Source organism: Bacillus crepusculi, assembly GCF_014764715.1.
In the GTDB taxonomy this organism is placed as follows: Bacteria; Bacillota; Bacilli; order Bacillales; family Bacillaceae; genus Bacillus.
The window spans coordinates 467,769-491,216 of sequence record NZ_JACXXE010000002.1 but is presented as its reverse complement, the minus strand read 5'-3'; the positions used below and the strand labels follow the sequence as shown (position 1 = coordinate 491,216).

The window sequence follows — 23,448 nt, the reverse complement described above, 5'->3', positions numbered from 1 at the left end:
ATCTCATCGACTCATGCCCTATCTTATACTTTACCCCAAAATTTCCGATCTCACGTGGCCCCTCCTCAATTTTCAAGAAATCTTCGGGCATCCTTCCTCTCAACAAAAAAAAGCACGTGCCATTTTTCTGGCATGTGCTTCTTTTTAATCATAGCGCTTCCGTAGCGTGGATGACGGAAGATTCATTTGTTCACGATACTTGGCAATGGTTCTGCGCGAAACGCGGATGCCGAAGATTTGCTGAAGCTGCGTCATGATTTGCTGATCCGAATACGGTTTTTTCTTATTTTCCGTTTGGATCAGCTCTGCGATGTGCGTCTTGACTGTGTAGCTGGACGCCTCTTCTAGCGAATGTCCTTCTAGTTTTGCTTGGAAAAATTGTTTCATTTCCATTAAACCATAAGGGGTTTGCACCATTTTCCCTTTGACCGTCCGGCTGACTGTCGACTCATGCACTTGCAATATATCTGCGATTCGCTTCATCGTAAGCGGTTTCATTTTATGTTTCCCTGTAAGGAAAAAATCAGTCTGATGTAAGATAATCTCACGAACGACATGGGTCATCGTTTGTTTTCTCTGCTTCAGCGCTTGGACTAGCCAGTTGTACTGCTGCTCTTTTTCCTTTAAATATGCATATGCTTCATGTCGCCTTTGGTCTTGAATCATAGCGAAATATCCTTCATTCATCTCAACGTCAGGAAAAGCACGCTGATTCAGCTCAAAGCTGATATGATCCTGCATCACCGTGATATACACATCAGGCTCAATATACACATGTTGATCTTCATCTGAGAAATGAAGACCTGGTCTTGGTTCAAGCAGTGAGACCTCATCTTGTATCGCTTGAAGTGTTTTCATTGAAACGCCTGTTTTCGCCGCAATCTCTTTCCAAGCCTTCCTTGCAAAAAGAAAAAAATGCTCTTCAATGATCAGCTCAGCTTCATACCAGCGCTCCTTTTTTCTTCTAAGCTGAAGCAGGATGCACTCTTGCAATGATCTTGCGCCAATACCGGCAGGCTCTAATGATTGAAGCTGATGAAGGACGGCTTCTACTTCCTCTGCCGAAACCTTTAAAACATCGGCCATTGCATCAACCGGTTCATTTAGATAGCCATTGGAATCAATGGACTCAATCATAAAGTGAAAAATCTTTTGATTCCTTTCACTTAAATTTAAATCAATAGCCTGTCTTTTTAAAACCATTTGCAGGCTTTCTTTTTGATGCGTACAATACGGCTCTGTCATTCGATCTTGTGATTTTTTATGATAAACTGGTTGGTAGCTGTCCGTGTCTTTCCGCTCAATCAGAGGGTTATCAAGCGCTAACTGGTCAAGATACTCGCCAAGCTCAGCGCAATTCAGCTGTAGCAGTGTAATGGCCTGCCTAAGTTCTTGTGTGAGCACTTGCTTTAATACTTGTTCTTGTTGCAGTTTAAGGCTCATAGTCTCCCCTCCCTCTCATCATTTTACATGAAGATTGACGGACCGTATATACGAAATAGGAGTGATTTCCATGTCTGAACTTTTTTCCGTTCCATACTTTGTCGACAACTTGAAACAGCACATCGCCATGAACCAAAATGAAGACAAGGTTCATGCTATGAATGCATACTACCGCTCAGTGGTGTCCACACTTGTTCAGGACCAGCTAACCAAAAACGCTGTTGTATTGAAGCGAATTCAGCATCTTGATGAGGCCTATCAAAAGGTGAAAAAAGAAAGCGAATGAATGGACGAAATGGAGCACCCTTTGTCACGATGACAAAGGGTGTTTGTCATGTGCGAAAAGCTTCTGATCCAGCTTTGATTGATACATCATCAAAAAGCCAGACCGTCCTACCGTATAGATGATAAAGGCAAACCATAGTCCGTGATTATGCCGTAAAGGAGGAAGGACGCCATTGTCAATATCATATTTGAAATGAAATCACAATACATATTACGTTATATTCAACAAAATGAAGAATTTGATCAAAAGAGAGGCAGGCTGCTTATGAACGAGCAGCCTGTGAAGAGGTGAATGTTTTTTCTTGCAGGACTTCATGCAGTGTATCAATGATACGATCCTGTTCTGCATCCGTCATGCTTGTTCCAGATGGAAGACACAGACCTGTTTGAAACAATAGCTCGGATTCAGGGGTCCCTTTGGCGGCTGTATAAAATGGATAATTACGAAAGAGCGGCTGCTGGTGCAGTGGTTTCCATACACGCCTTGCTTCAATCTGTTCTTTTTCTAACGCATCAATGATGTCCACCGGAGACATCTGCGCATCACGATCAATGGTCAATGTCGTCAGCCAGCGGTTGGACTTCGTTTCTTTATATTCTGGCATCAAATGAAGACCCCCTACTCCGGATAATGCGTCCTCATAACGCTGGAAAATACGGCGCTTTTGTTCCACCCGCTCGTCCAATACATCCATTTGTGCAATCCCTACACCTGCCAGCAGGTTACTCATTCGATAGTTGTATCCCATCTCTTGATGCTCATAGTGCATGGCACGCTCCCTTGCCTGTGAAGCGAGGAAGCGGCAGCGCTCGATTGCATCTTCATCATCACTCACAAGCATGCCGCCCCCTGACGTTGTAATGATTTTATTTCCATTAAAGGAATAGACGCCATACCTGCCCATTGAGCCACTTTTTCTTCCTTTATATAGAGCTCCTAACGATTCAGCCGCATCTTCAATGATCGGCACATCATACGCTTCGCAAAGCGCCATGATGTCGTCCATTTTCGCACTTTGTCCGTATAAATGAACGACAATGACCGCACGGGGCCTTTTCCCAAGACGTTTTGCTTCGATCAAGGCTTTCTCTAAAGCAAGCGGGCACATATTCCACGTGTCCCTTTCAGAATCAATAAAAACGGGCGTCGCTTGTTCATATAAAATAGGGTTTGCAGTTGCCACAAATGTGAGGCTGGAGCAAAAGACGACGTCTCCCTTTTGAACGCCAATGAGCTTTAAAGCGAGATGAATTGCAGCTGTTCCTGAAGACAAAGCCGCTCCCTTCTTCACCCCTGCATAGTCCGCGACCACTTGCTCAAATTGATTAACAAGAGGCCCTAGCGGCGCAATCCAATTGCTTTTGAAGGCCTCCTCTATTTTCATATACTCCCTTCCGCTCATATGAGGAGGAGATAAGTAGATTCGCTTTCTTTCTTTCATGATTTCCCGCCTTCTCTCCGATCTTTGATTTCCATTGCAGGAACGCCTACTGCGACCTTCTGATCGTGTATATCATGGATCACGGCAGCTCCTGCGCCAATGACTGTCCAGCTCCCAATAGAAGTACAAGGTGTCACCACGGCACCTGCCCCAATATGAGCACCCTCTCTGGCGGAAACACAGCCAGTCAGAACGGCTCCTGGTGATAGGTGCACAAACGATTCAAGTAAGCAATCGTGCTCCACAATAGACCCTGTGTTGATAATCGCATGTTCACCGATCACTGCATCGGCTTGAACAACAGCCCTTGCCATCACGACAGTTCCCCTTCCGATCTCAGCTGATGGGCTCATGATCGCCTCTGGATGAATGAGTGTGGCAAACGCCATACTTTCAAACTTGAGACGCTCCTTTACCATCTGCCTGATTTCGTTTTGTCCAATGGCAATCAGCCATTTGGTATGAGGCATGTTCTCTCTTAAATGCTGACTCATGGAGATCGGACCATACAAAATGCCGCTCTGAGTGACTGCCTCTTTAAATTGATCATCTAATACGGCACATAATGAGTAATCGGGGTGTGCAGCAATCAAATCCTGAATGACTTTGCTATGCCCGCCAGCCCCAATTACACCAATGGCTTGCTCATTACATATCGGTTCCTTTGAATTTTTCAGCTGTGGCATGATGCGGCTGCTGCACCCCCTCTGTTTTGATGACCTTGAGCAAGGTCATCCATAAAATTTTTATATCAAGCCAAAACGATTGATGCTCGACATACCAGAGGTCATAGGTGAATTTCTCCTCCCAGGAGAGGGTGTTCCTCCCATTCACCTGTGCCCATCCAGTCATGCCAGGCTTCACAAGATGACGCCTCGCTTGCTCTTCTGTATACATTGGCAAATACTCCATCAAAAGTGGTCTTGGACCAACGAGACTGAGCTCTCCTTTGAGTACATTCACTAGCTGCGGCAATTCATCAAGACTAAGCTTGCGAATCAAGGCGCCCGTTTTTGTTAATCGAAGATGATCTGGTAGCAGCACGCCGTGTTCATCGCGTTCATCGGTCATCGTCCGAAATTTATATAGCATAAATGGCTGTCCATACAGACCTGGCCGCTTCTGCCGAAACACCACAGGCGCACCAATTTTCCACCTAATGAGTCCATAGATGAGTAGAAAAAGAAGGCTGCCTGCGATGAGCAGAGTCAATGCCACGATCACATCTATCATTCTTTTCATCATTGTATCTCCTTTTCACACTAGCGGGTGACCGCTCGTTCAGCGGCAGCTTGTTTCATCTTGCGCATCAGCTGCACCCGCTCTTGTTTTGTTCCTGCAAATAGATACAAATAGCCCAAGTAGACAATGAAGCAAAGGCCAGCAATACAAAATAACTCCCACCATGAGGTCACGTGATACACAGCCTGAATTCCTGCGCAGATGCCCCAAATCAATAGGGCGCCTGCTAGCGGAACCATTGTATGTTTATAAAAGATGGTGCGTTTCTGCTTTGTGATCTGAGACGTATAAAATGGAAGAAATACGATATTTTTGATCAATAAAACAATGGCGCCTGCTGATGCAATGCCATATAAACCAAGCTTGAGCATATGAGTCAATCCATAGGCTAAAAGCACATTGGAAGCGCCTAATATGAGCGTGACCACCGCTGGTACTTTCAATCGGTTAAAGGCGGTTGGCACATATGTCAGTGGTAAAAACATTAACGTCAAACATAAATATGCCGCATGAATCATGAGGAGCCATTTTAGCTCTTCAAAGGCTGGTCCAAGCCACAGCAGCATGAGCGGGCCGGCGAGACCTCCTAGAAGTGCCGCCGGGAACGCAACAAATAAGCCGCTCCACTTAATGGCGCTGGCGGCATATTGAATGAGTCCCTCTTTGTCATGATTCGAATAAAATCTCGTAATCGTTGGCGCAAACACAACCGCTAATGTCCCTGCAAGTGTGCGCAGCAATAATGGGAATTGTAAAATAGCCGCATATTGGCCAGTCGCTTCCGCTCCAATGAGCACGTTGGTCATCAATAAATCAATTTGTAAAAACAATAAAATCCCCATTTGCTCAAATGAATGCCATACCCCTGATCGAACAAGAGTGAGACTAGAAGATAATGAGACGTGCCGCCACTTAAACGAAAACCAAGGGATGAGTTTCTTAAAATAATAGATACCGATCCCCATCGCTGCTAAGCTCCCAATGATGGCCGCAAGCGGTATATGCCAAATGGTTGGTGTCGTCCAGGTAAACAGCATCACAATGACAAGCGCTCTCACAAACGTCTGAATGGCCTGCAGGGCACTTGATACATATAATTTGTTCGCAAAAAACGGTGCAGCCCCAATACCGGACATGACGAAATTGAGCATAAATAAAAGACCCCCTAACATAAAGGCGATCTGTGTGTCTTTTGCGAGATGAACAGGGACATGAAGCCACTCCACCAGCTGCTGAGCCCATAAAACGACAAGCAAAAAGAGAATGATGGATAAACAAATCGAACTGACGAAATAGGAAGCGAGATAGCGCTGCGCCTTTTCCATCTCCCCTTTATGAGCCGCAACAGAAAAAAAACGCACAACAACAGCACTTAATGAAGCTGTAATGACCGATAAATAGTTGATCATATTTTGCGTCAGATGAATTAGGCCAAATGCTTCTACTCCAAGCGTATGAACAATGTAAGGTGTTAAACAAACAGACATGAGCATCATAAGGACAAAGGTCATTAAGTTCGCACTAACATTGTAAAGAAAGGCACGATTCATTGTGTTTTCACGCAGCGTCTAAGGAGCGTCATCCAGCTTCCTCTCCCTTTTGACCGCTTGTTTTCATTAGCTGATGAACCGCCTCTTTCACAGCTGCCTCATTTGGTTCTTTTAAAAGGGTTAAAAAAGGAAGATGCGCCACCCATTCAAACCCTTCCATCACCTTATGATCAAACGATCTTAGGACAACACATGGTGTATTTGTAATCGCACAGAAAATCATGCCATGCAGCCGATCTGTCACGACGACTTCTGCTTGTCTTAACTTGGTCCACAAGGCGGATAATTCCTCTAAGCGAGTCATTCGATCGACTCGTTTTCCAATTGTCGTTGTGATCAAACCAGCTTGATCATACGCCTCTTTGACATGCTGCTGTAGCTTCTGCCGCTCTTTTTCGGTGAGATACGCTTCCTTATCCTCTCGCAGACAAAGCAGTACCCCTTTACGCTCTTGCTCCTTTGATGATTCGTCTAATGTCAGCACCATATCAGGCTGTTTCCATACATCTTTATCAGGAAAATGCTGCTTCATCCATTCATAGGTTGTTTGATCTCTTGCCATCAGGAGAAGCCTCGGGTGTTGTTGATATGTTTGAATGGCGCGGCGTTCTTCCCTTTTCCCTCTTTTTGTTTCTGTGAAATGAACAGTAGCGGGTAGCTGAATCATGGGATAAGACTTGAACGTGTTCATGATAAATTGCCTTGTCCATTCTTCGTACCGGTATAAATCCCCCATATTGCCCCCACCAATGATACAGACGATGTCTTCTGGATGCCGCATGCGCTTTAGCGGACGAGCGAGGCGATACATCTCTTTCATATCCACTTCTATGATGTCATAGGTCGGAAAGTGTTTCTGAAAAAAACAATAGCTCGCATAGGCAATGGCATGATCACCTAAATTGTCATGTGCTGGCAGCAGCGTGAGAATGATTTTTTTCTGATGACTCAGCTGTGGCAGCTTGCGGCGGCTCAGCCTATACTCAAGCGGATATTTCACCTTTAAGAGTAGCCACTCTGCGGCGTGTGCCTTCAATTGCTGCAATGTCAATCTCATCACCCCTATTTCCTTGTTTGATATTCGATCCATTTTTGATAGCTTGAAGCGGCAGCAGAGAGCGGATAAACCCACTGACACCTTGCCAGGAATAAAATCATTCGCTTTTGAACGGTGAGCTTCGATGGCTCCACTCGTTTGACAGCACGCTGAAAGGCTTCGTGTGTCACCATTTCCCGCATGTGATCAAGCTTTTCATGAAAGGAGAGGGAATTCTGGCTCTTCCATTCATTGAGCATGCAATGAAGCGTATGATTGACCATAAAAAAATCTAAGGCCTTCTCATACGGAAGCAGCTCATTCCGTTCTTTTAAAAACAAACGCTGTGCATGATAAAAGGTTAATCCATGACGAAAATACTGCTTTTGATATCGCTGCACAATTGATGACAGATGAACCCGGTAATAATAAAGAGGCTCATGAACAAAGGCAATGACACGTGATAAAGAAAAGCAGCGCATCGTCACATACTGATCTTCAATGTTCTCAAGCTCACCTCTCAGCGGAAAACGGATGTGATGTTCTTCGATAAAAGCACGCCGATACAGCTTATTCCATGAGAATCCTGTGATATCTCCATGTAATAACGCTTCGATTAAACTCGCTTTATCGGCTGAACGATGGGCTAAAAGCGTCGCCGGTATGGTTCGGTTTGACTGTTCAAATTGAATCCAATACTCACTAACAACGAGATCTGCACCAGCCATTTCGGCTTTTTCATACAAGGCTTTGCAGTAATGAGGCGCGAGAATATCGTCCGAATCAACAAAAGCAATATACGTCCCCCTTGCTTCTTCAATGCCCCGATTTCTCACAGCTCCTAGCCCTTGATTGGTTTGATGAATGACCCGAAAGCGTTCATCACGCTTAGCAAACGCTTCAAGCAAGTCTCCGCTGTGATCTGTAGATCCATCATTGACGAGTATGACCTCTATATCTGAAAAGCTTTGCTCTGCAATCGATTGAAGGCATTGCTCCACGTATTGGCTCGTATTATAGACTGCGACCAATAGACTGATAGCTGGCATTACAGCATGCCCCACCTTTCTTCTAAACTACTTTGTAAAAATTGTTCTATACGGTAAAACAGAGGAATCAAACGGCATCAGCATGATGCTGTACAAAATATAGCAAACAGCAATTCCTACATACATAAAAACATTAGACCGCTGATCAAAAATGCGTGTAAAATATGGCAGTAAAATGAGCTGATATAAGCCAAAATAAATATGAAATCTTGCATAAATGACATCCTTTGTTGCAAGAATGCCAAACAAGAAACCAAGCAAGCAAAAATTCACAATGTAATCACTCTCTGGCGTCAGCTCACGAAGTCTTTTTCGATAAAAGAAAGCAAGCAGAAGCGGTAGAATCAAGACACCGATTTTTGTCACATTCATTCCATTTGTATTCGTTGTGAGCCATTCCTCGTAATGACCGTAAGAGCTCCCTTGCAGCATGACCACAAACACGGAGACAAAACGGTCATAAAGAGCGGTTAAGCCTAAGAAAATCAAGCATAAGACAAGCATCATCCATGACCAAGCCTTTGTTCTCACGATAAAATAAACTGGAATCATGATGAGAGCCGATGAATGAAACAACGAACACACAAGAACGAGCGGAAAATACCATTTCCATTCACCATTGATAACGAGCCGGATGGCATAAAAAAGAACCGCCGCCACCATATACTGCCGCATCCCATTAAACGAGGCGTAATAATGAAAGGTGCCGAGAAAAAGCAGCATACTAAGCTCAAAGGGCCGTCCATATCGCACCAGCGTCTTCATAATAAAGAAATAGGTAATGACTCCAACCGAGATATACATCATTTGTGGATCGTGTGATAGTTGATTGAGCATCCATAAGATGAGCGTAAAACCTGGATCGGTTGCGGCCTTGTCCACACCGAATCCGAATATATGCCAAGGCTTTTCATAGTTGACGGAGAACTCATACATCTGTCCATAGGTCACAAAATCGGTTCCCACTTTATACCGAATACCAGCTACGATACTAAGAAATACAAATGGAAAAAACACCAGAAGCTTGTTAGGCCGCCATCCGCTTTGAATGGTATCATCATGTCTGCCGTAAAATGCGGCAAAGCTCGACCATAAATAGACCATGACCATATTCACTAAATAAACCGCCATCTGCCAATCCTTCCTTACAATCCATATACATTCATCACACGTGTGATGTTCTGTTTCACGTCAAATCCTCTTTGCTCAAGCTGAGAGGTAATGGTCTGTTGAAGAGGTGGTTCTGCATGATATGCTTCAAGAATAGCCTTCATCCATTCATATGCTGAATCCCGCAGTGACTTTCGTTTCACGAGCCCGCAGCCTAGATCCACTTCCTCTGTAATATGATCTGAAATCACACAAGGCAATCCAGATGCCTGCGCTTCCACTAATACAAGCGGAAGGCCTTCAAACAAGGAAGGCATCACAAACACATCAAAGGCCTTCATATACTGCGGAACGTCCGATACAACCCCTGTAAAGACAATGTCCTCCATCAATCCTGCCTTCTTCACATACGATTCCATCACTTGTCTCAGCGGTCCATCTCCTACGAGGACAAGCTGAAATGAGACACCTTGTTTCTTTAAGGTCTGTGCCAGCTCAATGAAAAACACATGATTTTTTTGCTCATGAAATCGCCCAATATGGCCCATGACCAGTTTCTTTTCGTGTAGATGGAGCTGCCTTTTCAGCTCCACCTTTTCGTCTGGTCCAGGCTGAAAGAAAAGGGATAAATCAATCCCATTTGGCAACACCTCAACTCGTCCATTCTGCATTTTTTTCTGCCCGAATAAGAAGACACCGGCATCCTCTCCGCATGCAACAAGCTGTGTAGAAAAGGCAAAAATCAGCCAGCGGAACCCTTTGAGTATCAAGTGGTCAAGGGAGGTTGGCGACTGTTTCCAAGCCGTATTATGTGAATGACAAATACGCACCTTCACACTCGCCAGTTTCGCAGCAAGGGCGGAGAAGCCTGTTTGAAAATCCGTATGTGCATGCACTGCCTGATAAGGTCCTGTTTGCTTTATCGTTTTCGTCAAGGTTTTCACAAAAGCCAACGGAGAGGACGCGCCAATACTCGGGACATAAAAGATGCGTCCTCCGAGCTGGCGAATTTCCTCATCATAATCACAGACATCCTGCCGGTGGGTAATAAAATCAAATTGAAGGACACTCCTGTCGAGTGCACGATAGATATTCATGATCATCGTTTCAGCTCCGCCGCGGTTCATTCCGCCCACAATATGGAGTACGCGCTTTGGCTCACTCATCCCGAATCGTCCTCCTTTTCAGCATAGACGCCTCTAGTTTTCGCTGATGATAAACCCTCATCATCTTCGGTGACAAACAGGCGCGGACCACCGGCTTGAGAGCAAATAGATAATCAAACGGTGACAATTTTAATAGCCAGCATGCCTTTAAAACGAGCCAGGCATTATCCATGGAATACCGGAACTTCCGGCGCTGAAAGGCCGCTTCATCCTCTCTCACAAGGTACAGCGGCTCCTGCAAATTAAAGCCTTTTCTCCCAGCAGCAAAAAAACGAATCCAAAGATCAATATCTTCCATCCGTCTTGTGGCTCTCGCAGAACGATATCCATTTAAAGCCTTGTATGCAGAAGCTCTCATCATAATGGTCCCGTGACAAAAAGGAGTCCCTTTTGCCAGCACCTTTCGATCAGGCGCTGAGACAAGTGCTCGCACACCCTTTGTTCCCGACTCATCAAAAACCGTCATTGCCGTACCGACCACATCATATTCAGGATGTGTTTCAAGGAAATGAACCTGTTTTTCCAAACGAACTGGCACCGATACATCATCGCCGTCCTGCCTTGCAATCAAGTCTCCCCTCGCTTTTGCTAGACATCGATTCAGACTGGCGGCAAGTCTTTGGTTGTGTTGATTTCGGATAAGGCGGATTCGTTCAGGGTCACGCTTTGTATATGGCAGCACTTTCTCATAGGTGCCATCTGTTGATGCATCATCACATATGATGAGCTCCCAGTTTTCGTACGTTTGTTGAAGAATTGATTCAATGCTTTCTTCTACTGTCTCTTGGCAGTTGTAGACGCCCATGATGATAGATACTTTCGGCTTATGCATGCTCACATCACCTTCTCTGCTTGGTCCATATAGGCTGTATAAATTTCCTCCATAGCACTCACCGTCTGCTCCTGTGCAAATGCATGAGCGATGGAACGACCCGCTTTTCCCATGAGAGGTAGCTGATCTTTTTTGTAATAAAGCTGCTGCAAATAATCAGCTAAACCATTCACATCTTGCGGTTCGACTAAAAAGCCATTCACACCATGTTTGACAAGCTCACAGTGCCCTCTATTTTCCGTTGCAATGACTGGCTTCTCAGCAGACATCGCTTCAAGCAGATTCATGCCGAGCCCTTCTCTCAGACTGGTTGACACGCATACATCACTCACATGCATCCATTCCTCGATTTGTTTGCAAAAACCAGCAAAGTGAACATGCTGCTCAAGCTTCAACTGGCGTACCAGCTTTTCATAGCTTGGCCTCATCGTCCCTTCCCCGGCAAACACGATCTTCACATTCGGAATTTTCCTAGACAGCTGTGCACATGCTTTGATGAGCATCCCTTGGTTTTTATTTGCATTTAATTCGCCAGCACACAGCACAATAAAATCTTTCGGAGAAAAGCCATAGGCTGTGCGAAGGCGCTGTTTTTCCTTGTCATCGACGGGTGCAAACCGGTTCATATCCACGCCCATACCGGGCACATAATGCACAGATACCCGCTCTTTTGATAGACGATCTGCTCTTTCAAAATCTTCTCCATTAATGGTGATCAGAGCATCTGTATATTGGACGAGCCACCTCTCAATTGGATAATAGAGCAGCCAGTTTTGAAGCGGTGCTCCCTGCCAAAAGTGAAACCCATGTGCTGTGTAGAGAACCTTCGTCCCTTTTTTCCGCGTGCTTTTGGCTGCCAGCCTGCCAATGACACTTCCCATCGGTGTGTGACAATGGATAAAGTCGTAATGCTCTTTCGCTAACAGCTTCTTCAGCTCCACATACGCAAGCCGGTTGCGCAAATGAAAAGGTGAGCGCTGAATCGGAATCGAGTGAGCTTGATCCACATAGGGCAGCTCAAGTTGACCATTTGCCGCTGTATGCACTTCCCATCCTTGCCTCTGAAACCACCGGAAATATGGAAGATGGAATGCCTTAAAATGATAATCAACCGTTGCGCAAAACAAGACTTTTTTCTTCATTGGCAAGCGGTTCCTCCTCTCTTTTCAGCTGTTCAGACAACAAATCATGCGACTCAATGGCAGCAAATAATGCCTGTCTCATTTGATCGTCACTCATCATGTCAAATTCATGGATAAAGCGGTTCAGCACATATGGATCGCCATCCAGCGCATGACCGATATGAATTTTCGGAAAAATTTGCTCCTGTGCTTTTTCATGCTGGTTGAGTAACTCCTCGTACATTTTCTCTCCGGGACGAATGCCCGTGAAGGTGATCGGAATCTGGTCTGTGGTGTAGCCCGAGAGGTGAATGAGGTTTTCGGCGAGGTCAACAATTTTCACTGGCTCCCCCATATCTAACACAAAAATCTGTCTTCCTTCTGCCAGTGCGCCTGCCTGAATGACAAGCCTTGATGCCTCCGGAATGGTCATAAAATATCTTGTCATGGCGGGGTGCGTGACCGTCACAGGTCCACCTTTTTCGATTTGTTTTTTAAAGATTGGGATGACGCTCCCCCTGCTTCCGAGTACATTTCCAAATCGAACGGCTACAAATTTCGTTTCACTGCTTGCCCCCATTTGCATGATCAGCATTTCAGCAAAGCGCTTTGTGGCGCCCATCACATTGGCAGGGTTCACCGCTTTGTCAGATGATATGAGGACAAATGTTTCGATGCCGTGTTCATGTGCGGCTTCTGCGACATTTTTTGTCCCGATAATATTGTTTTTCACCGCTTCTTTCGGACTGATCTCCATGAGCGGGACATGCTTATGTGCGGCAGCATGATAAATCATGTCCGGCTGAAAATGACCAATGATTTCACTCATTTTTTGTTTATCTTGAATATCCGCAATTTGTGGATATAGGCTAATGCTATCTCCATACAATTCTTTCAGCTCTAGTAAAATAGAATGAATGCTAAATTCTCCATGTCCCACAAGCACAATCGCCCGGGGGGCAAATACACAAATTTGACGACAGATTTCTGACCCGATGGACCCGCCTGCCCCTGTCACCATAATCGTTTTTCCTTTTAGGTGAACGGATAGACGGCTTGTATCTAATTGAATCGGCTCTCTTCCAAGCAAATCCTCTGGCTGTACATCCCGTAATTGATTCAGCGCATGGGTTCCTTTTAAAATCTGCTCCATTTCCGGCATGATCTGCGTTTTGACCCCAGTCGCTACACATTCCTTATACAGCCCTTTTAAGGTGTGGCTGCTTTTGGACGGAATGGCGATAATGATCTTTTGAATATCCATCATCGCAACAGCTGTTTGAATATGTTCTTTTCCACCAAGGACGGGAAGACCCATGACTTCAAGCCTGTGCTTCGTTTTGTCATCATCAATGAAGGCGACTGGCTCAATATGTACGTCACTTGACTGCTGAAGCTGACGAACAATAATGGTCCCGGCAGATCCGGCACCAATGATTAATGCCCGCTCCTTTTCTACCTGTAGCCGCTTTGCGCCATCATGAAATAGTCTAGATGCCATACGAGATGCACCGATGAACAAAGTATGGAAAAGCCAAACAATGAATAAAAATCGAAATGGCCATGTCTGCACGAAAATGTACAGCATTGTCATCGAAAATAAAAAAGAACACACAAAGGTCTTCATTAAAGAAAATAGCTCTCTAACCCCTGTGTATGCCCATACTTGCTTGTACACATGAAACATATAGGCAAACACATGGTGTCCAATGAGCAGACTGAGTGAAGAAATGACGAGCATTTCAAATGTATAGACAGTTAACGCCGCTTCTTGGACAAATTGAAAACCAAAAAAGACAGCAACTAAAATGAGATATGAATCTAGTGCCACGATGATTGATAATCTTTGGGCGTAAGTCAACGCTCCTCCCCCTTTTTCAAGATCACTATTCTTACGTAAAATGGGCATCAAACCCGTCCTCACACCCCACTATTGATGACGCGCATCTAAGGCATCTATTATGCCCACAGCAGGGTCGAGTGCCTCCGTTGTTAAAGATTAGGAGACATCACCTATCAATCTTTTTAATACATATACAGCCTGCCTTTTTTCTCTTTCTTTCCATTTAGCATAGCCCCAAGCAATTTTCCTGTTGTTCCTTCTAACACTTCTTTTGACTTTTTCACGGCGGCAATCTTTGTTTTGCCGCTTAAGACAACAAGAATGCTTCCATCCGTCCGGTTCGCCAGGATCTTAGCATCTGCAACTGGCAGAAGCGGCGCAGAATCAACGATCACCATGTCATATTGCTGTTCGATCTCATAAAATAGCTGCTTCATCACAGAAGAGGAGAGCAGCTCAGCTGGATTTGGCGGAATGGTCCCGCTTGGAAGCAGCTCCAAATGCTCAATTGGTGTAGGTAAAATCGCTTCCTCCAAGCTGCAATTATTTAATAGCACATTGGTCAAACCGGTATGATGACTCAGGTCAAAGTATTCATGAACAGCCGGCTTTCGCAAATCAGCATCCATGAGCAGGACTCGCTTTTTCTGCTGTGCAAAAACAGCTGCTAAGTTTGCAGCCGTAAATGATTTCCCTTCCTTCGGCAAGGAGGATGTCACCAAAATGGATTTCAATCTTGTCTGGATCGATGTGAATTCGATATTCGTTCGGATCGTGCGGAATTGTTCCGCAATGACAGAATGAGGATGTAATACAGAAATACAGGATAAATCTCTCTTTTCTCTTTTTTTCCTCTTAAAGATCAATGTTCTGTCCTCCCGTTATGACGGACTGCTTGTCTTTTTTTGCCCTCCTGTCTGCTTGCATCTGATAGACACTGCCGAGCGACGGCAATCCGATCTCTTCTCTTATTTGATGTGTTCGTTTTACAGTATCGTCGAGTAGATTCATTAAGAAAATGAGTGTCATTCCCCCTAATAAAGAGGCGCCCAGTGCTAGTACAATATGAACGAATTTCCTTGAATTCATGAGAATCGTGTTGGACAGCTTGGCTTCAGACAAAACATTAATGCGATCCATATTCATGGTTTTTTTTATTTCTTCCTGTAGCACCGCTGTTGCCGTATTCGCAATCGCTACTGCCTTCGCACGGTCCTCATCTTGTACAGAAATATTTATGACCTCAGACTCATTTTCTGTACTTGTGGCAATTTTGTGTTTTAATCCTTCAGCTGATTCTGTGAGATTGAGCGTTTCTTTTACTTTTTCAATGACGATGGGACTTTTTAACAGGACTTGAAAGGTACGTGTATATTGAAGGTTCATCTGAATATCGTTTAAATTCGCTTGTGCGTCATTGCTACGTTTATGAACAAGAATTTGAGTGGTTGCCTGATATACAGGAGTCGAGACATAGAACTGATAGTAGGCTGAAATGCCCGTTATGATCAGGACAATCAGGATCAGAAGGGCCATTTTCTCTTTAATGACAGAAAACAGCTGCTTAAAACCTATATTCTCATTCATAGATACCTCCCGATTTCATCATAAAAAGGTTATATATGGTTTCTTTTTGTTAATGATTGGATTATAAAAGATAATACCCGCAAAGAAAAATGTCATAATAGGTCTTATAGTTCTTTTTAAAGAACAAAATCGTTCGTTTTCTTTTGTTTACTTCCTGTTTCTTACGTTTTTGAATTTTATAAAGAACAATTTATTTCTTATAATGAACGAAAAGGTCGCAGAACTAATCGCCAGGGAGAAGGGAGATCATATATCGAATGATAGGCAAGGTGATACGAATTTACCGCAAGAGGAAAGGACTCTCGATTCAGCAATTGGCTGAAGATGCTCATATCTCTAAGTCATATTTGAGTAAAATTGAGCGGGGCGTCCACCGGAATCCATCTGTCCAGTTTTTAAAAAAGGTATCCTCATCACTAGAAATTGATTTACAAGAGCTGTTTGATGCAGAGACAATGATGTTTCATTCATCTGAAGGTGAACAGGAATGGCGGGAGCATATAGTCAATGCCGTCCAATCTGGCATGCCTAAAGAAAAGCTCTATCAGCTGCTCCAAACGTACCGAAAGGAGCAGGAGGAAAAGACGTTACATGTCACCCATAGAAAGCTGACCGATTCGAATATGTCAGAGTGGAAGCGTCTTATGAGTGAAGCGAAAGCTATCGGCTTAAGCATTGAGGAAGTGAAAGCATTCCTTACTAACATGGGAGAACGCCGGGCGTAAGCCTTTCAGGAAGAATCAAATTGCGGGGAGAGGCGTTTGACGCTTCGTAAAAAAGAGCCTTTTATCACAAAAGGCTCTTTTCTCTCATTCTTCTTTTTTTGTTCGTGCTTTTTTCGTAATATCATTGTTTTTCCAATAGGCCCATAGTGATGTCATCCCAAGAAAAGCCAACGTGATGAATTGCTGAATGCCTTCTTCATCAATAGGAATTGGGCTTTTTCCCGCAGCGGTTAGAGCACTGTTCACAAGCGCGAGCAAAAGCAACACAAGCCTTGCAATCGTACCTGCACTAATTTTTTGAACCTCCAACTGTAACCCCTCCCTTTCCCCTACACACGGGTATGACTGCTCGTTCTCTCTCATATGTATGCCAAAAACGGCTAAGTAGAAGAACGAACCAAAAAAAGAGACATCATTCCTATGTGAGGAATAATGCCTTCATTCATGTGCCTTTATTTAGAAAACATCTCTTTTGCTTCATCCAATGCCATTTTATTGCCTAGTGCTGAGTAATCAAGCCATGGCTGATCAGCAATCGGATAGACTTGGTTTTTCTTCACGGCTTTTAAGCCTTTCCAGATCGGTGTCTGTTCTAATTGTTTGAATGCCTGCTGCGCTTTATCATCACGGTTGACGACGACAAAAATAGCATCTGCATCATAGTCAGGAAGAACCTCTTGAGAAATGACTTCGAATGGCCGTTTGCTATCCAGCTTTTTCACACCATCAACAGGTGTCAGCCCCAAATCCTCGTATAAAATAGGACCCATTGGACGCTTCATGCTAAATACTCGAAGCTCCTTTGCTGTTACACGAATCGCCATCACTTTTCCATTTCCAATCTTTTTCTGGATGAGTGATTTCACTTCTTTTGCTTCTTGATTGTAGTCCTTGATATATTGATCGGCTTCTTTTTCTTTATTGACGAGCTTGCCGATTTTTTTCAAATGGTCCCGCCACGTGCCATCATTTAAATTAAATACTTCGGTTTTGGTGATTTTCTTGAATTTCGATAAGTCTTGTCCAGCTAGTTCTTCATCGACATAAATGACATCTGGTTTTAAAGCAAGCAGTGACTCCATATCTGGATCTGCTGCAATGCCCAGCTTCTTCGTATTGCTCAGCTGCTTTTTCGCATGTGGAAGAAAATCTTTTAAGTCTCCTCCTACGACAGAGCCAGCAGGCTTGATACCGAGTGCTAATAAGTCATTTGTTAAGTGGATAGACAAGGAAGCAATCTTTGGTGTGCCATGTTCATTTTGATTGGTCGTATTTTTTGTTTCCTGTTGACCGCAAGCAGCAAGAATCAAGAAACAGATCGTTAAACCAAACACAAGTAATTTTTTCATGATGGATTCCTCTTTCATTTTTTATTTCGTTTTTGTTAATAAATAGAGAAAATACGGGGCGCCGATAAACGCTACAACCACACCCGCTGGGATGGCATTTGGAGCAAAGATGGAACGTCCGATTGTATCGGCACTGACCAAAATCAACACCCCAAGCAGTGCACTAACCGGTAAAAAGTGCTGATGCAGTGAGCCGACAAGCCGCCTAGCCAAATGCGGTGCGACGAGACCAATAAAGCCAATTCCGCCTGTCATCGACACACTCGCACTAGCCAGGCCAACCGCTAAGGTAAGTAAAAAGAGACGTTTAAGCTGCACACGTACACCTACACTTGAAGCGACAGCATCTCCTAACGTCAATGCATTGAGCGTGCTTGACTGCATCAGCGTAAGCGGCACAAGGCAGACAATCCAAGGCAGAAGTGCTAACACGTGAATCCAGTCTCTGCCCCATACATTGCCCACAAGCCACCTTGAAGCAAACGTGTATGTATCTTCATCCAGCTTCAATGACAAATATAAAGTCAATGCACTAAACCCCGCAGCAACCGCGATTCCTACTAGGATCAGCCGGATAGGAACAAGCCCTTCATGCCGGTCATACGCAAGGAGCACGATGACCGCTGCCGCAAGTAGTCCGCCGCCAAATGTAAAGAGCGGAATAAGAAGAGACGGATTGCCTTCAAGTGCGTGGAAATACGTCACAAACACAATTAAGCCAAATGCTGCCCCTGCATTCAGTCCAATAATCCCAGGATCGGCGAGTGGATTACGAGATAAACTCTGCAAAATGCCGCCTGCAATGCCAAGACCCATTCCCGCTAGAAGCGTCACGACAATTCGCGGGAGACGATAATCAAACAGCACTGTCTCACTTTGGAAATCTCCAAAGCCAAATAACGTTTTGACAACAACGATGGGACTGAGTTTCAGCGTGCCAGTATTTAAACTATACAGCACCACAGCAGCACTCAGGCAAAGCAAGACGACTGTCACGATAAGAGCACGCTGTTTCTCCTTCATGACAGGTTCCTCCCTTCTTTTCTGGCAATGTATAAGAAGAAAGGAACACCGACAAGTGCCACCATCACGCCAATGGCAAGCTCTCTTGGTGGATTCACTGTGCGGCTGGCAAGATCCGCAAAAACAAGCAGCATAGCGCCTAAAATCGCTGACATCGGTATGACGAAACGATAGTTCACACCAACCAGCTTTCGTGCGATATGCGGGATGACGAGCCCGACAAACCCAATGGACCCGACTGCTGATACAGAAACCCCGGCGAGCAAAACAGCTGCGGCCATTCCTAGTATTCGCACTTGCCGTGTTTTCACCCCTAAATTCGCCGCTACATCTTCACCGAGTGAAAGTAACGACAGTGACCGCCCTAATAACACCGCCCATACGATGACAATGAGAATGACCGGGGCAAGAATCATCAGCTGCGGCCATTTCACACCAGCCACACCGCCTGCATACCAAAAAGCCAGATCCTGACTCAAATCAAAATAAATGGCGATTCCAGAGCTCAGCGCATGAAGCAATGCGGCGACAACTGCTCCTGCAACGGTCAGCCGCAGCGGTGTCAATACACCACCGGCCGCCCCAATCGCAAAAATCAGCAGGGTACTCAGTACAGCACCGATAAAAGAAAAAAACATGAGTGCTGAATAAGGCATGCCTGGGAAAAAAGCAAAACAGAGAGCAACAACAAACATCGCACCGCCATTAATACCTAAAATCCCCGCATCTGCCAGCGGGTTTCTTGTGATGCCCTGCATGAGAGCGCCCGCTACAGCAAAGGCCGCTCCAACAAGGGCTGCCCCTAGAACACGCGGAAGCCTTAATTCGTGGATGATCTGCTGCTCTGTTACATCTGACTGGTAGTCAAATACAGCTGTCCAAACCGTTTGCAGAGACAATGTTTTTGCTCCATATGAAACAGCAAAAAACATGGCAGTAAGCAAACCAATGACCGCCAGAAAAAATATCAAAAAGAACCAAACATGTGATGATCGTTTTTGTTGAGGTGTTCGCTTATCCTGCAAAATCGGTGTCATCCTTTTCTTCATTAAAAGTCTGTTTGAAAATGAGAATCATAATCATCAAAATTATAGCCGCCAGCCTCCAAAAAATCAATGTACACCCCATTTTTTAATTATTGAAGGTATGTACTTGGCAACAAAAGGAGGTATTTCTTTTCTTCAGCTTTACTCGTTCTGAAAGACCTATCATTTTTTCCGATAGTTTAATAGGAAAATAGTTGACAGTCCGCATGAACATCACCTAAAATTACAAAAGTGAGTCAAATGTTATAAAAATATTACAAACAGATGTCAAACTGATAAAGAATGACCCGTCATGAGAGGAGATTTGAAAGTTGTGTCATTAAAGGGAAAATGGAGTATCATCCTATTTGCGCTTGCGATCGTCATTGGAGCAGTTGCTTTCTTTCAAAATCAACAAGCAAGCGGTACAGAGAAGAAAAATGTAAAGCAAGATACAAACTATAAAAACGTCGAAATTGTCACTCTCGTAAATGACGGGAAATTTATGAGATATGCAGTCAACTATCCTCTTTTTCACCAAAAAGAGCTAGATGACAAGATTCAAAGCTATGCAAATTCAGTATTAGAGCATTTCAAAAAGACATTCAGTGAAGCCAAAGACATTGATGAAAATAAACGCTTTGAACTGAATATTGATTATGACATGGTGCATTATGCGAAACAGTCTGCTGCCATTCATTTTACAACCTATACCTATACAGGTCAGCAAAATGGAACCACTCATCATCTCACGATCAACTTTGATTTTCAGAAAAAAACCTTTCTTGACACAAAGGATTTATTTCAGCCTAAAACCAATTATTTAAAGAAATTATCGTATATTACATACACGGAGCTTCGAAAGGACAAAACCTTGTCTAAGGATCAAGCGCTTCTTCAGAAAGGAACAGCCCCTACTGCTCAAAACTTCAGTCAATTTGCCTTGAAAGAGAAATATGTAGAGTTTTATTTCCCAGCTTCTCAAGTAGCCGCAGAGGATCTTGGTCCACAAACACTTGCCATCAAAAAGACGTTGCTGAAAGATATATTGAAGCCAGAATATATGAATAAAATCAAAAATAAAAATGAAATCAAAGAACCGAATCCAAAAAGAAAAGCCGTCAAGCTGCCGCAAAAATCAAAGCTTGATCCAAATAAAAAAGCCATCGCACTCACATTTGACGATGGTCCGAACCCAGCGACAACGACAAAAATTTTAGATGCGCTGAAGGAACATAAAGGACACGCCACCTTTTTCGTATTAGGCAGCAGGGTACAGTACTATCCTGGGATGCTTGCCGACATTCTAAAGGGCGGGAATGAGATCGGAAACCATTCTTATAACCATCCTTTATTAACAAGACTGCCCCTCAAGCAAGCGGTGAAACAGGTAAAGGACACGCAGCAGCTGATTCAAAAAGCGAGCGGATATACACCTACTCACTTTAGACCGCCATATGGTGGAACAAATCAAGACATCAATCAAGCGGTTGATATGAAAGTGTCTTTGTGGGATGTTGATCCTGAGGATTGGAAAATTCGCAACAGTCAGCAGATCACAAGCCATGTTCTCTCACATGCGGCAGATGGCAAAACGGTGTTAATGCACGATATTTATGACAGCTCTGCTCAAGCAGCAGTGAAGATCATCCATGAGCTCACCAAACAAGGCTACCAGCTTGTCACAGTCAGTGAACTAGAACAATTAAAAAAAGAACGGCATGAACAATCCCCTGTGCAGTAAACACAGGGGTTCTTTTTATGACTCCAAAGACTTCTTTTGCTTCAATAATGCTTGAAATGTCTCTTCCAGCTCCTTGGAAGGCTCAATACTTAAGCGGCTGAGCACTTCAGACAGCTGCATATCAATCAACAGAAGCTCCTCTTCTCTTTTTGTAACAGATGGTTTATCTTTCTTTTGTTTATACTCTTCATATGTCCCATCAAAGCTTTCAATGCGTTGTTTGTGAACATACAGAATACGGGTGGCAGCCTTCTCAATGAGTCTGCGGTCGTGTGAAACAAACACAACTGTACCTGGGTAATTCTTCAATAGACCTTCAAGCGCTTCGACTGCCGCAAGATCTAAAAAATTCGTCGGTTCATCCAGCATAAGGACATTGGCATCACTGACGAGTAACGACGCTAGCATGGTCTTCACCCGTTCTCCCCCGCTTAACACCCGAACAGGCTTATGCACATCATCTCCTCGAAACCCAAGTCTCGCTAAAACCGTTCGAACCACTGTCTCCTCTTGAACAGTCTCTTTCAGTGCATTTTGTAAAATGGATTCATCTACCTTTAATCCTGAAAGGTTCTGACGAAAATAACCTAGCTTGACAGCCTCTGAACGAGAAATTCCGGGATGTCCATTCACTAGCATTTGAAGAAATGTCGTTTTCCCGCTTCCGTTCTTTCCGATGATGGCGACTTTATCCCCGCCCCTTACTTCCACATTTGCCTGCTTCCAAAGCACTTTATTTCCTGCCTTGCCATCTACATCTTTCACACGCAAAATGGTTCGGCTTGCTATTTCCTTCATTGTCTGCTGAGTCATTTGAATGGGCTGAATGTCCTTTACTTTCTCAACCTTTTCTAATTTCTCCATTCTTGTTTCAATGGATTTGGCTGTTTTTTGCAGCTTTTTTTGTTTGTTTGCATAGTAGGGCTTTGCAATTTTTGGCCCAGAGGATTTCAGCTTCTGTGATGGCTTTGTCGCTTTGTCGGCTTTTTTCTTTTTCTTTTCCAGCGCATGCTCTAGCTGTTTTTTCTTTTGTGTATAAGCCTCGTATGCTTCCACCTGCTGGCGATGCGCCAGCTCTTTTTGCTGTGCAAAATGTGTGTAGTTGCCTTTGTATTGCGTGAGCACCCCAGCATCCAGCTCCCAAATCTCCGTACATAGTGCATCTAAAAAAGCACGATCATGTGAAACGACAATGAGGGCACCTTGATGATCACGTAGCTTCTCTTCCAGCCACTCAATGTGTTCTGTATCTAAATGAGTCGTCGGTTCATCTGCTAATAAAAGGGCAGACGGTCGGCTTAAAGCTCTTTCAATATAGGTTTGGGTCATCTCTCCACCACTCTGTCTGTCATCCGCTTGTTTCATCTGTGGAAGCAGCGTACAGGTCGTTGTGACAGCAAACGTTCCACTGTCTGGTTTCTCATGACCCGCAAGCACATGCAATAAAGTCGTTTTCCCGCTACCATTTACCCCCACTAGACCAATACGGTCACCTTGATGGATGGCAAGCTTCTCAATATCAAATAACAACCGATCCTTTCGAAATACCTTTAACTGATTGGCTTTTAGTAACATCAAGCCCTCTCCTTTCGTATCAGGAGACATAAAAAGCCTCCCATTCTCAGAATAGGAGGCAAAATGGTGTACAAAAATAAGCGGATCGATCCAGTAAGATGTGGCGTTCATCAAATGAACACACATCCCACGTATCAATCACCTCATTTTTTGATTCCCAAGCTGTACCATCCTATTCCGAAGCTAAAAAATGAAAACGCAGCAAACATGGCAAACCGATCGTTTGCTCACTGCCTTCGTTCATTTTGCTTACAGGCCATAGGATTAGTACTTCATTGCATTGGGTCACCCTTCCGTCGTT

22 protein-coding genes and 1 pseudogene are annotated in these 23,448 nt (G+C 44.2%); 3 read left to right on the top strand and 20 right to left on the bottom strand.

Annotation, left to right across the window (positions count from 1 at the left end; translation table 11 throughout):
- Positions 1 to 144: 144 nt before the first annotated feature.
- Positions 145 to 1,443: an RNA polymerase factor sigma-54 gene (gene rpoN, locus IEE86_RS06410; RefSeq protein WP_191096458.1), complete on the bottom strand. Its 1,299-nt coding sequence runs from the start codon at positions 1,441 to 1,443 to the stop codon at positions 145 to 147.
- A 70-nt stretch (positions 1,444 to 1,513) separates the two neighbouring features.
- Here rpoN and yvfG point away from each other — a divergent pair, with 70 nt between their 5' ends.
- Complete coding sequence (gene yvfG, locus IEE86_RS06405; protein ID WP_024423509.1) at positions 1,514 to 1,729, top strand: protein YvfG; 216 nt, start codon at positions 1,514 to 1,516, stop codon at positions 1,727 to 1,729.
- 24 nt (positions 1,730 to 1,753) lie between these two features.
- Here yvfG and IEE86_RS19310 read toward each other — a convergent pair.
- The 14 genes and pseudogenes from IEE86_RS19310 to IEE86_RS06340 form a co-directional block, all read right to left on the bottom strand.
- Positions 1,754 to 1,888: pseudogene (locus IEE86_RS19310) on the bottom strand (MATE family efflux transporter); the annotation flags it as partial.
- A gap of 103 nt (positions 1,889 to 1,991) precedes the next feature.
- Positions 1,992 to 3,170, bottom strand: a complete 1,179-nt coding sequence (locus tag IEE86_RS06400; protein WP_191096457.1) for a DegT/DnrJ/EryC1/StrS family aminotransferase — start codon at positions 3,168 to 3,170, stop codon at positions 1,992 to 1,994.
- Positions 3,167 to 3,856: an acetyltransferase gene (locus IEE86_RS06395; protein WP_191096456.1), complete on the bottom strand. Its 690-nt coding sequence runs from the start codon at positions 3,854 to 3,856 to the stop codon at positions 3,167 to 3,169. Before IEE86_RS06395 ends, IEE86_RS06400 begins: the two co-directional genes overlap by 4 nt.
- A complete protein-coding gene (locus IEE86_RS06390; RefSeq protein WP_318010257.1) occupies positions 3,819 to 4,412 on the bottom strand; it encodes a sugar transferase in 594 nt (197 codons plus the stop codon). Before IEE86_RS06390 ends, IEE86_RS06395 begins: the two co-directional genes overlap by 38 nt.
- 20 nt (positions 4,413 to 4,432) lie before the next feature.
- Positions 4,433 to 5,962 (bottom strand): MATE family efflux transporter, encoded by a 1,530-nt coding sequence (locus tag IEE86_RS06385; RefSeq protein ID WP_191096454.1) that lies wholly within the window; start codon positions 5,960 to 5,962, stop codon positions 4,433 to 4,435.
- 28 nt (positions 5,963 to 5,990) lie between these two features.
- On the bottom strand, positions 5,991 to 7,019 hold the full coding sequence (locus tag IEE86_RS06380; RefSeq protein WP_191096453.1) for a polysaccharide pyruvyl transferase family protein: 1,029 nt from the start codon (positions 7,017 to 7,019) through the stop codon (positions 5,991 to 5,993).
- Positions 7,020 to 7,024: 5 nt separating this feature from the next.
- The gene (locus IEE86_RS06375) at positions 7,025 to 8,047 is read right to left on the bottom strand and encodes a glycosyltransferase family 2 protein (protein WP_191096452.1); all 1,023 of its coding nucleotides are present in this window, start codon (positions 8,045 to 8,047) and stop codon (positions 7,025 to 7,027) included.
- Positions 8,048 to 8,074: 27 nt separating this feature from the next.
- Positions 8,075 to 9,178 carry an EpsG family protein gene (locus IEE86_RS06370; protein ID WP_191096451.1) on the bottom strand — a complete coding sequence of 368 codons (1,104 nt, stop codon included), beginning with the start codon at positions 9,176 to 9,178 and terminating at the stop codon, positions 8,075 to 8,077.
- A 14-nt stretch (positions 9,179 to 9,192) separates the two neighbouring features.
- A complete protein-coding gene (locus IEE86_RS06365; protein WP_191096450.1) occupies positions 9,193 to 10,323 on the bottom strand; it encodes a glycosyltransferase family 1 protein in 1,131 nt (376 codons plus the stop codon).
- Entirely contained in the window at positions 10,316 to 11,155 is an 840-nt protein-coding gene (locus IEE86_RS06360) for a glycosyltransferase EpsE (protein ID WP_191096449.1), read from the bottom strand. The genes IEE86_RS06365 and IEE86_RS06360 overlap by 8 nt, the downstream gene beginning before the upstream one ends.
- Positions 11,156 to 11,157: 2 nt before the next feature.
- Positions 11,158 to 12,297, bottom strand: coding sequence for a glycosyltransferase family 4 protein (locus tag IEE86_RS06355; protein WP_191096448.1), 1,140 nt, complete (start codon positions 12,295 to 12,297; stop codon positions 11,158 to 11,160).
- On the bottom strand, positions 12,263 to 14,137 hold the full coding sequence (locus tag IEE86_RS06350) for a polysaccharide biosynthesis protein (protein WP_191096447.1): 1,875 nt from the start codon (positions 14,135 to 14,137) through the stop codon (positions 12,263 to 12,265). The genes IEE86_RS06355 and IEE86_RS06350 overlap by 35 nt, the downstream gene beginning before the upstream one ends.
- Before the next feature lie 164 nt (positions 14,138 to 14,301).
- A complete protein-coding gene (locus IEE86_RS06345) occupies positions 14,302 to 14,985 on the bottom strand; it encodes a CpsD/CapB family tyrosine-protein kinase (RefSeq protein WP_191096446.1) in 684 nt (227 codons plus the stop codon).
- Positions 14,975 to 15,706 (bottom strand): YveK family protein, encoded by a 732-nt coding sequence (locus tag IEE86_RS06340; RefSeq protein ID WP_191096445.1) that lies wholly within the window; start codon positions 15,704 to 15,706, stop codon positions 14,975 to 14,977. Before IEE86_RS06340 ends, IEE86_RS06345 begins: the two co-directional genes overlap by 11 nt.
- Before the next feature lie 257 nt (positions 15,707 to 15,963).
- Between IEE86_RS06340 and slrR the strand changes: the two genes are divergently transcribed.
- On the top strand, positions 15,964 to 16,431 hold the full coding sequence (gene slrR / locus IEE86_RS06335; protein WP_191096444.1) for an HTH-type transcriptional regulator SlrR: 468 nt from the start codon (positions 15,964 to 15,966) through the stop codon (positions 16,429 to 16,431).
- 84 nt (positions 16,432 to 16,515) lie between these two features.
- On the opposite strand, the gene IEE86_RS06330 is transcribed toward slrR, so the two are convergent.
- The 4 genes from IEE86_RS06330 to IEE86_RS06315 form a co-directional block, all read right to left on the bottom strand.
- A complete protein-coding gene (locus tag IEE86_RS06330) occupies positions 16,516 to 16,740 on the bottom strand; it encodes a phage holin (RefSeq protein WP_191096443.1) in 225 nt (74 codons plus the stop codon).
- A gap of 143 nt (positions 16,741 to 16,883) precedes the next feature.
- A complete protein-coding gene (locus IEE86_RS06325) occupies positions 16,884 to 17,783 on the bottom strand; it encodes an iron-hydroxamate ABC transporter substrate-binding protein (protein WP_411955683.1) in 900 nt (299 codons plus the stop codon).
- A gap of 18 nt (positions 17,784 to 17,801) precedes the next feature.
- Positions 17,802 to 18,803: a FecCD family ABC transporter permease gene (locus IEE86_RS06320; RefSeq protein WP_191096441.1), complete on the bottom strand. Its 1,002-nt coding sequence runs from the start codon at positions 18,801 to 18,803 to the stop codon at positions 17,802 to 17,804.
- Positions 18,800 to 19,852 carry a FecCD family ABC transporter permease gene (locus IEE86_RS06315; protein ID WP_411955682.1) on the bottom strand — a complete coding sequence of 351 codons (1,053 nt, stop codon included), beginning with the start codon at positions 19,850 to 19,852 and terminating at the stop codon, positions 18,800 to 18,802. Before IEE86_RS06315 ends, IEE86_RS06320 begins: the two co-directional genes overlap by 4 nt.
- 310 nt (positions 19,853 to 20,162) lie before the next feature.
- Here IEE86_RS06315 and IEE86_RS06310 point away from each other — a divergent pair, with 310 nt between their 5' ends.
- A complete protein-coding gene (locus IEE86_RS06310; RefSeq protein WP_318010256.1) occupies positions 20,163 to 21,572 on the top strand; it encodes a polysaccharide deacetylase family protein in 1,410 nt (469 codons plus the stop codon).
- A gap of 15 nt (positions 21,573 to 21,587) precedes the next feature.
- Here the strand turns inward: IEE86_RS06310 and abc-f are convergent, their stop codons facing one another.
- Positions 21,588 to 23,150, bottom strand: coding sequence for a ribosomal protection-like ABC-F family protein (gene abc-f / locus IEE86_RS06305; protein ID WP_224740850.1), 1,563 nt, complete (start codon positions 23,148 to 23,150; stop codon positions 21,588 to 21,590).
- Between the last annotated feature and the right edge of the window lie 298 nt (positions 23,151 to 23,448).

Excerpts from the sequence above, each read along its gene's own strand:
- rpoN (WP_191096458.1), bottom strand. The coding sequence starts at position 1,443 with ATGAGCCTTAAACTGCAACAAGAACAAGTATTAAAGCAAGTGCTCACA.
- yvfG (WP_024423509.1), top strand. The coding sequence starts at position 1,514 with ATGTCTGAACTTTTTTCCGTTCCATACTTTGTCGACAACTTGAAACAG.
- IEE86_RS06400 (WP_191096457.1), bottom strand. The coding sequence starts at position 3,170 with ATGAAAGAAAGAAAGCGAATCTACTTATCTCCTCCTCATATGAGCGGA.
- IEE86_RS06395 (WP_191096456.1), bottom strand. The coding sequence starts at position 3,856 with ATGCCACAGCTGAAAAATTCAAAGGAACCGATATGTAATGAGCAAGCC.
- IEE86_RS06390 (WP_318010257.1), bottom strand. The coding sequence starts at position 4,412 with ATGAAAAGAATGATAGATGTGATCGTGGCATTGACTCTGCTCATCGCA.
- IEE86_RS06385 (WP_191096454.1), bottom strand. The coding sequence starts at position 5,962 with ATGAATCGTGCCTTTCTTTACAATGTTAGTGCGAACTTAATGACCTTT.
- IEE86_RS06380 (WP_191096453.1), bottom strand. The coding sequence starts at position 7,019 with ATGAGATTGACATTGCAGCAATTGAAGGCACACGCCGCAGAGTGGCTA.
- IEE86_RS06375 (WP_191096452.1), bottom strand. The coding sequence starts at position 8,047 with ATGCCAGCTATCAGTCTATTGGTCGCAGTCTATAATACGAGCCAATAC.
- IEE86_RS06370 (WP_191096451.1), bottom strand. The coding sequence starts at position 9,178 with ATGGCGGTTTATTTAGTGAATATGGTCATGGTCTATTTATGGTCGAGC.
- IEE86_RS06365 (WP_191096450.1), bottom strand. The coding sequence starts at position 10,323 with ATGAGTGAGCCAAAGCGCGTACTCCATATTGTGGGCGGAATGAACCGC.
- IEE86_RS06360 (WP_191096449.1), bottom strand. The coding sequence starts at position 11,155 with ATGCATAAGCCGAAAGTATCTATCATCATGGGCGTCTACAACTGCCAA.
- IEE86_RS06355 (WP_191096448.1), bottom strand. The coding sequence starts at position 12,297 with ATGAAGAAAAAAGTCTTGTTTTGCGCAACGGTTGATTATCATTTTAAG.
- IEE86_RS06340 (WP_191096445.1), bottom strand. The coding sequence starts at position 15,706 with ATGAATGAGAATATAGGTTTTAAGCAGCTGTTTTCTGTCATTAAAGAG.
- slrR (WP_191096444.1), top strand. The coding sequence starts at position 15,964 with ATGATAGGCAAGGTGATACGAATTTACCGCAAGAGGAAAGGACTCTCG.
- IEE86_RS06320 (WP_191096441.1), bottom strand. The coding sequence starts at position 18,803 with ATGAAGGAGAAACAGCGTGCTCTTATCGTGACAGTCGTCTTGCTTTGC.
- IEE86_RS06315 (WP_411955682.1), bottom strand. The coding sequence starts at position 19,852 with ATGAAGAAAAGGATGACACCGATTTTGCAGGATAAGCGAACACCTCAA.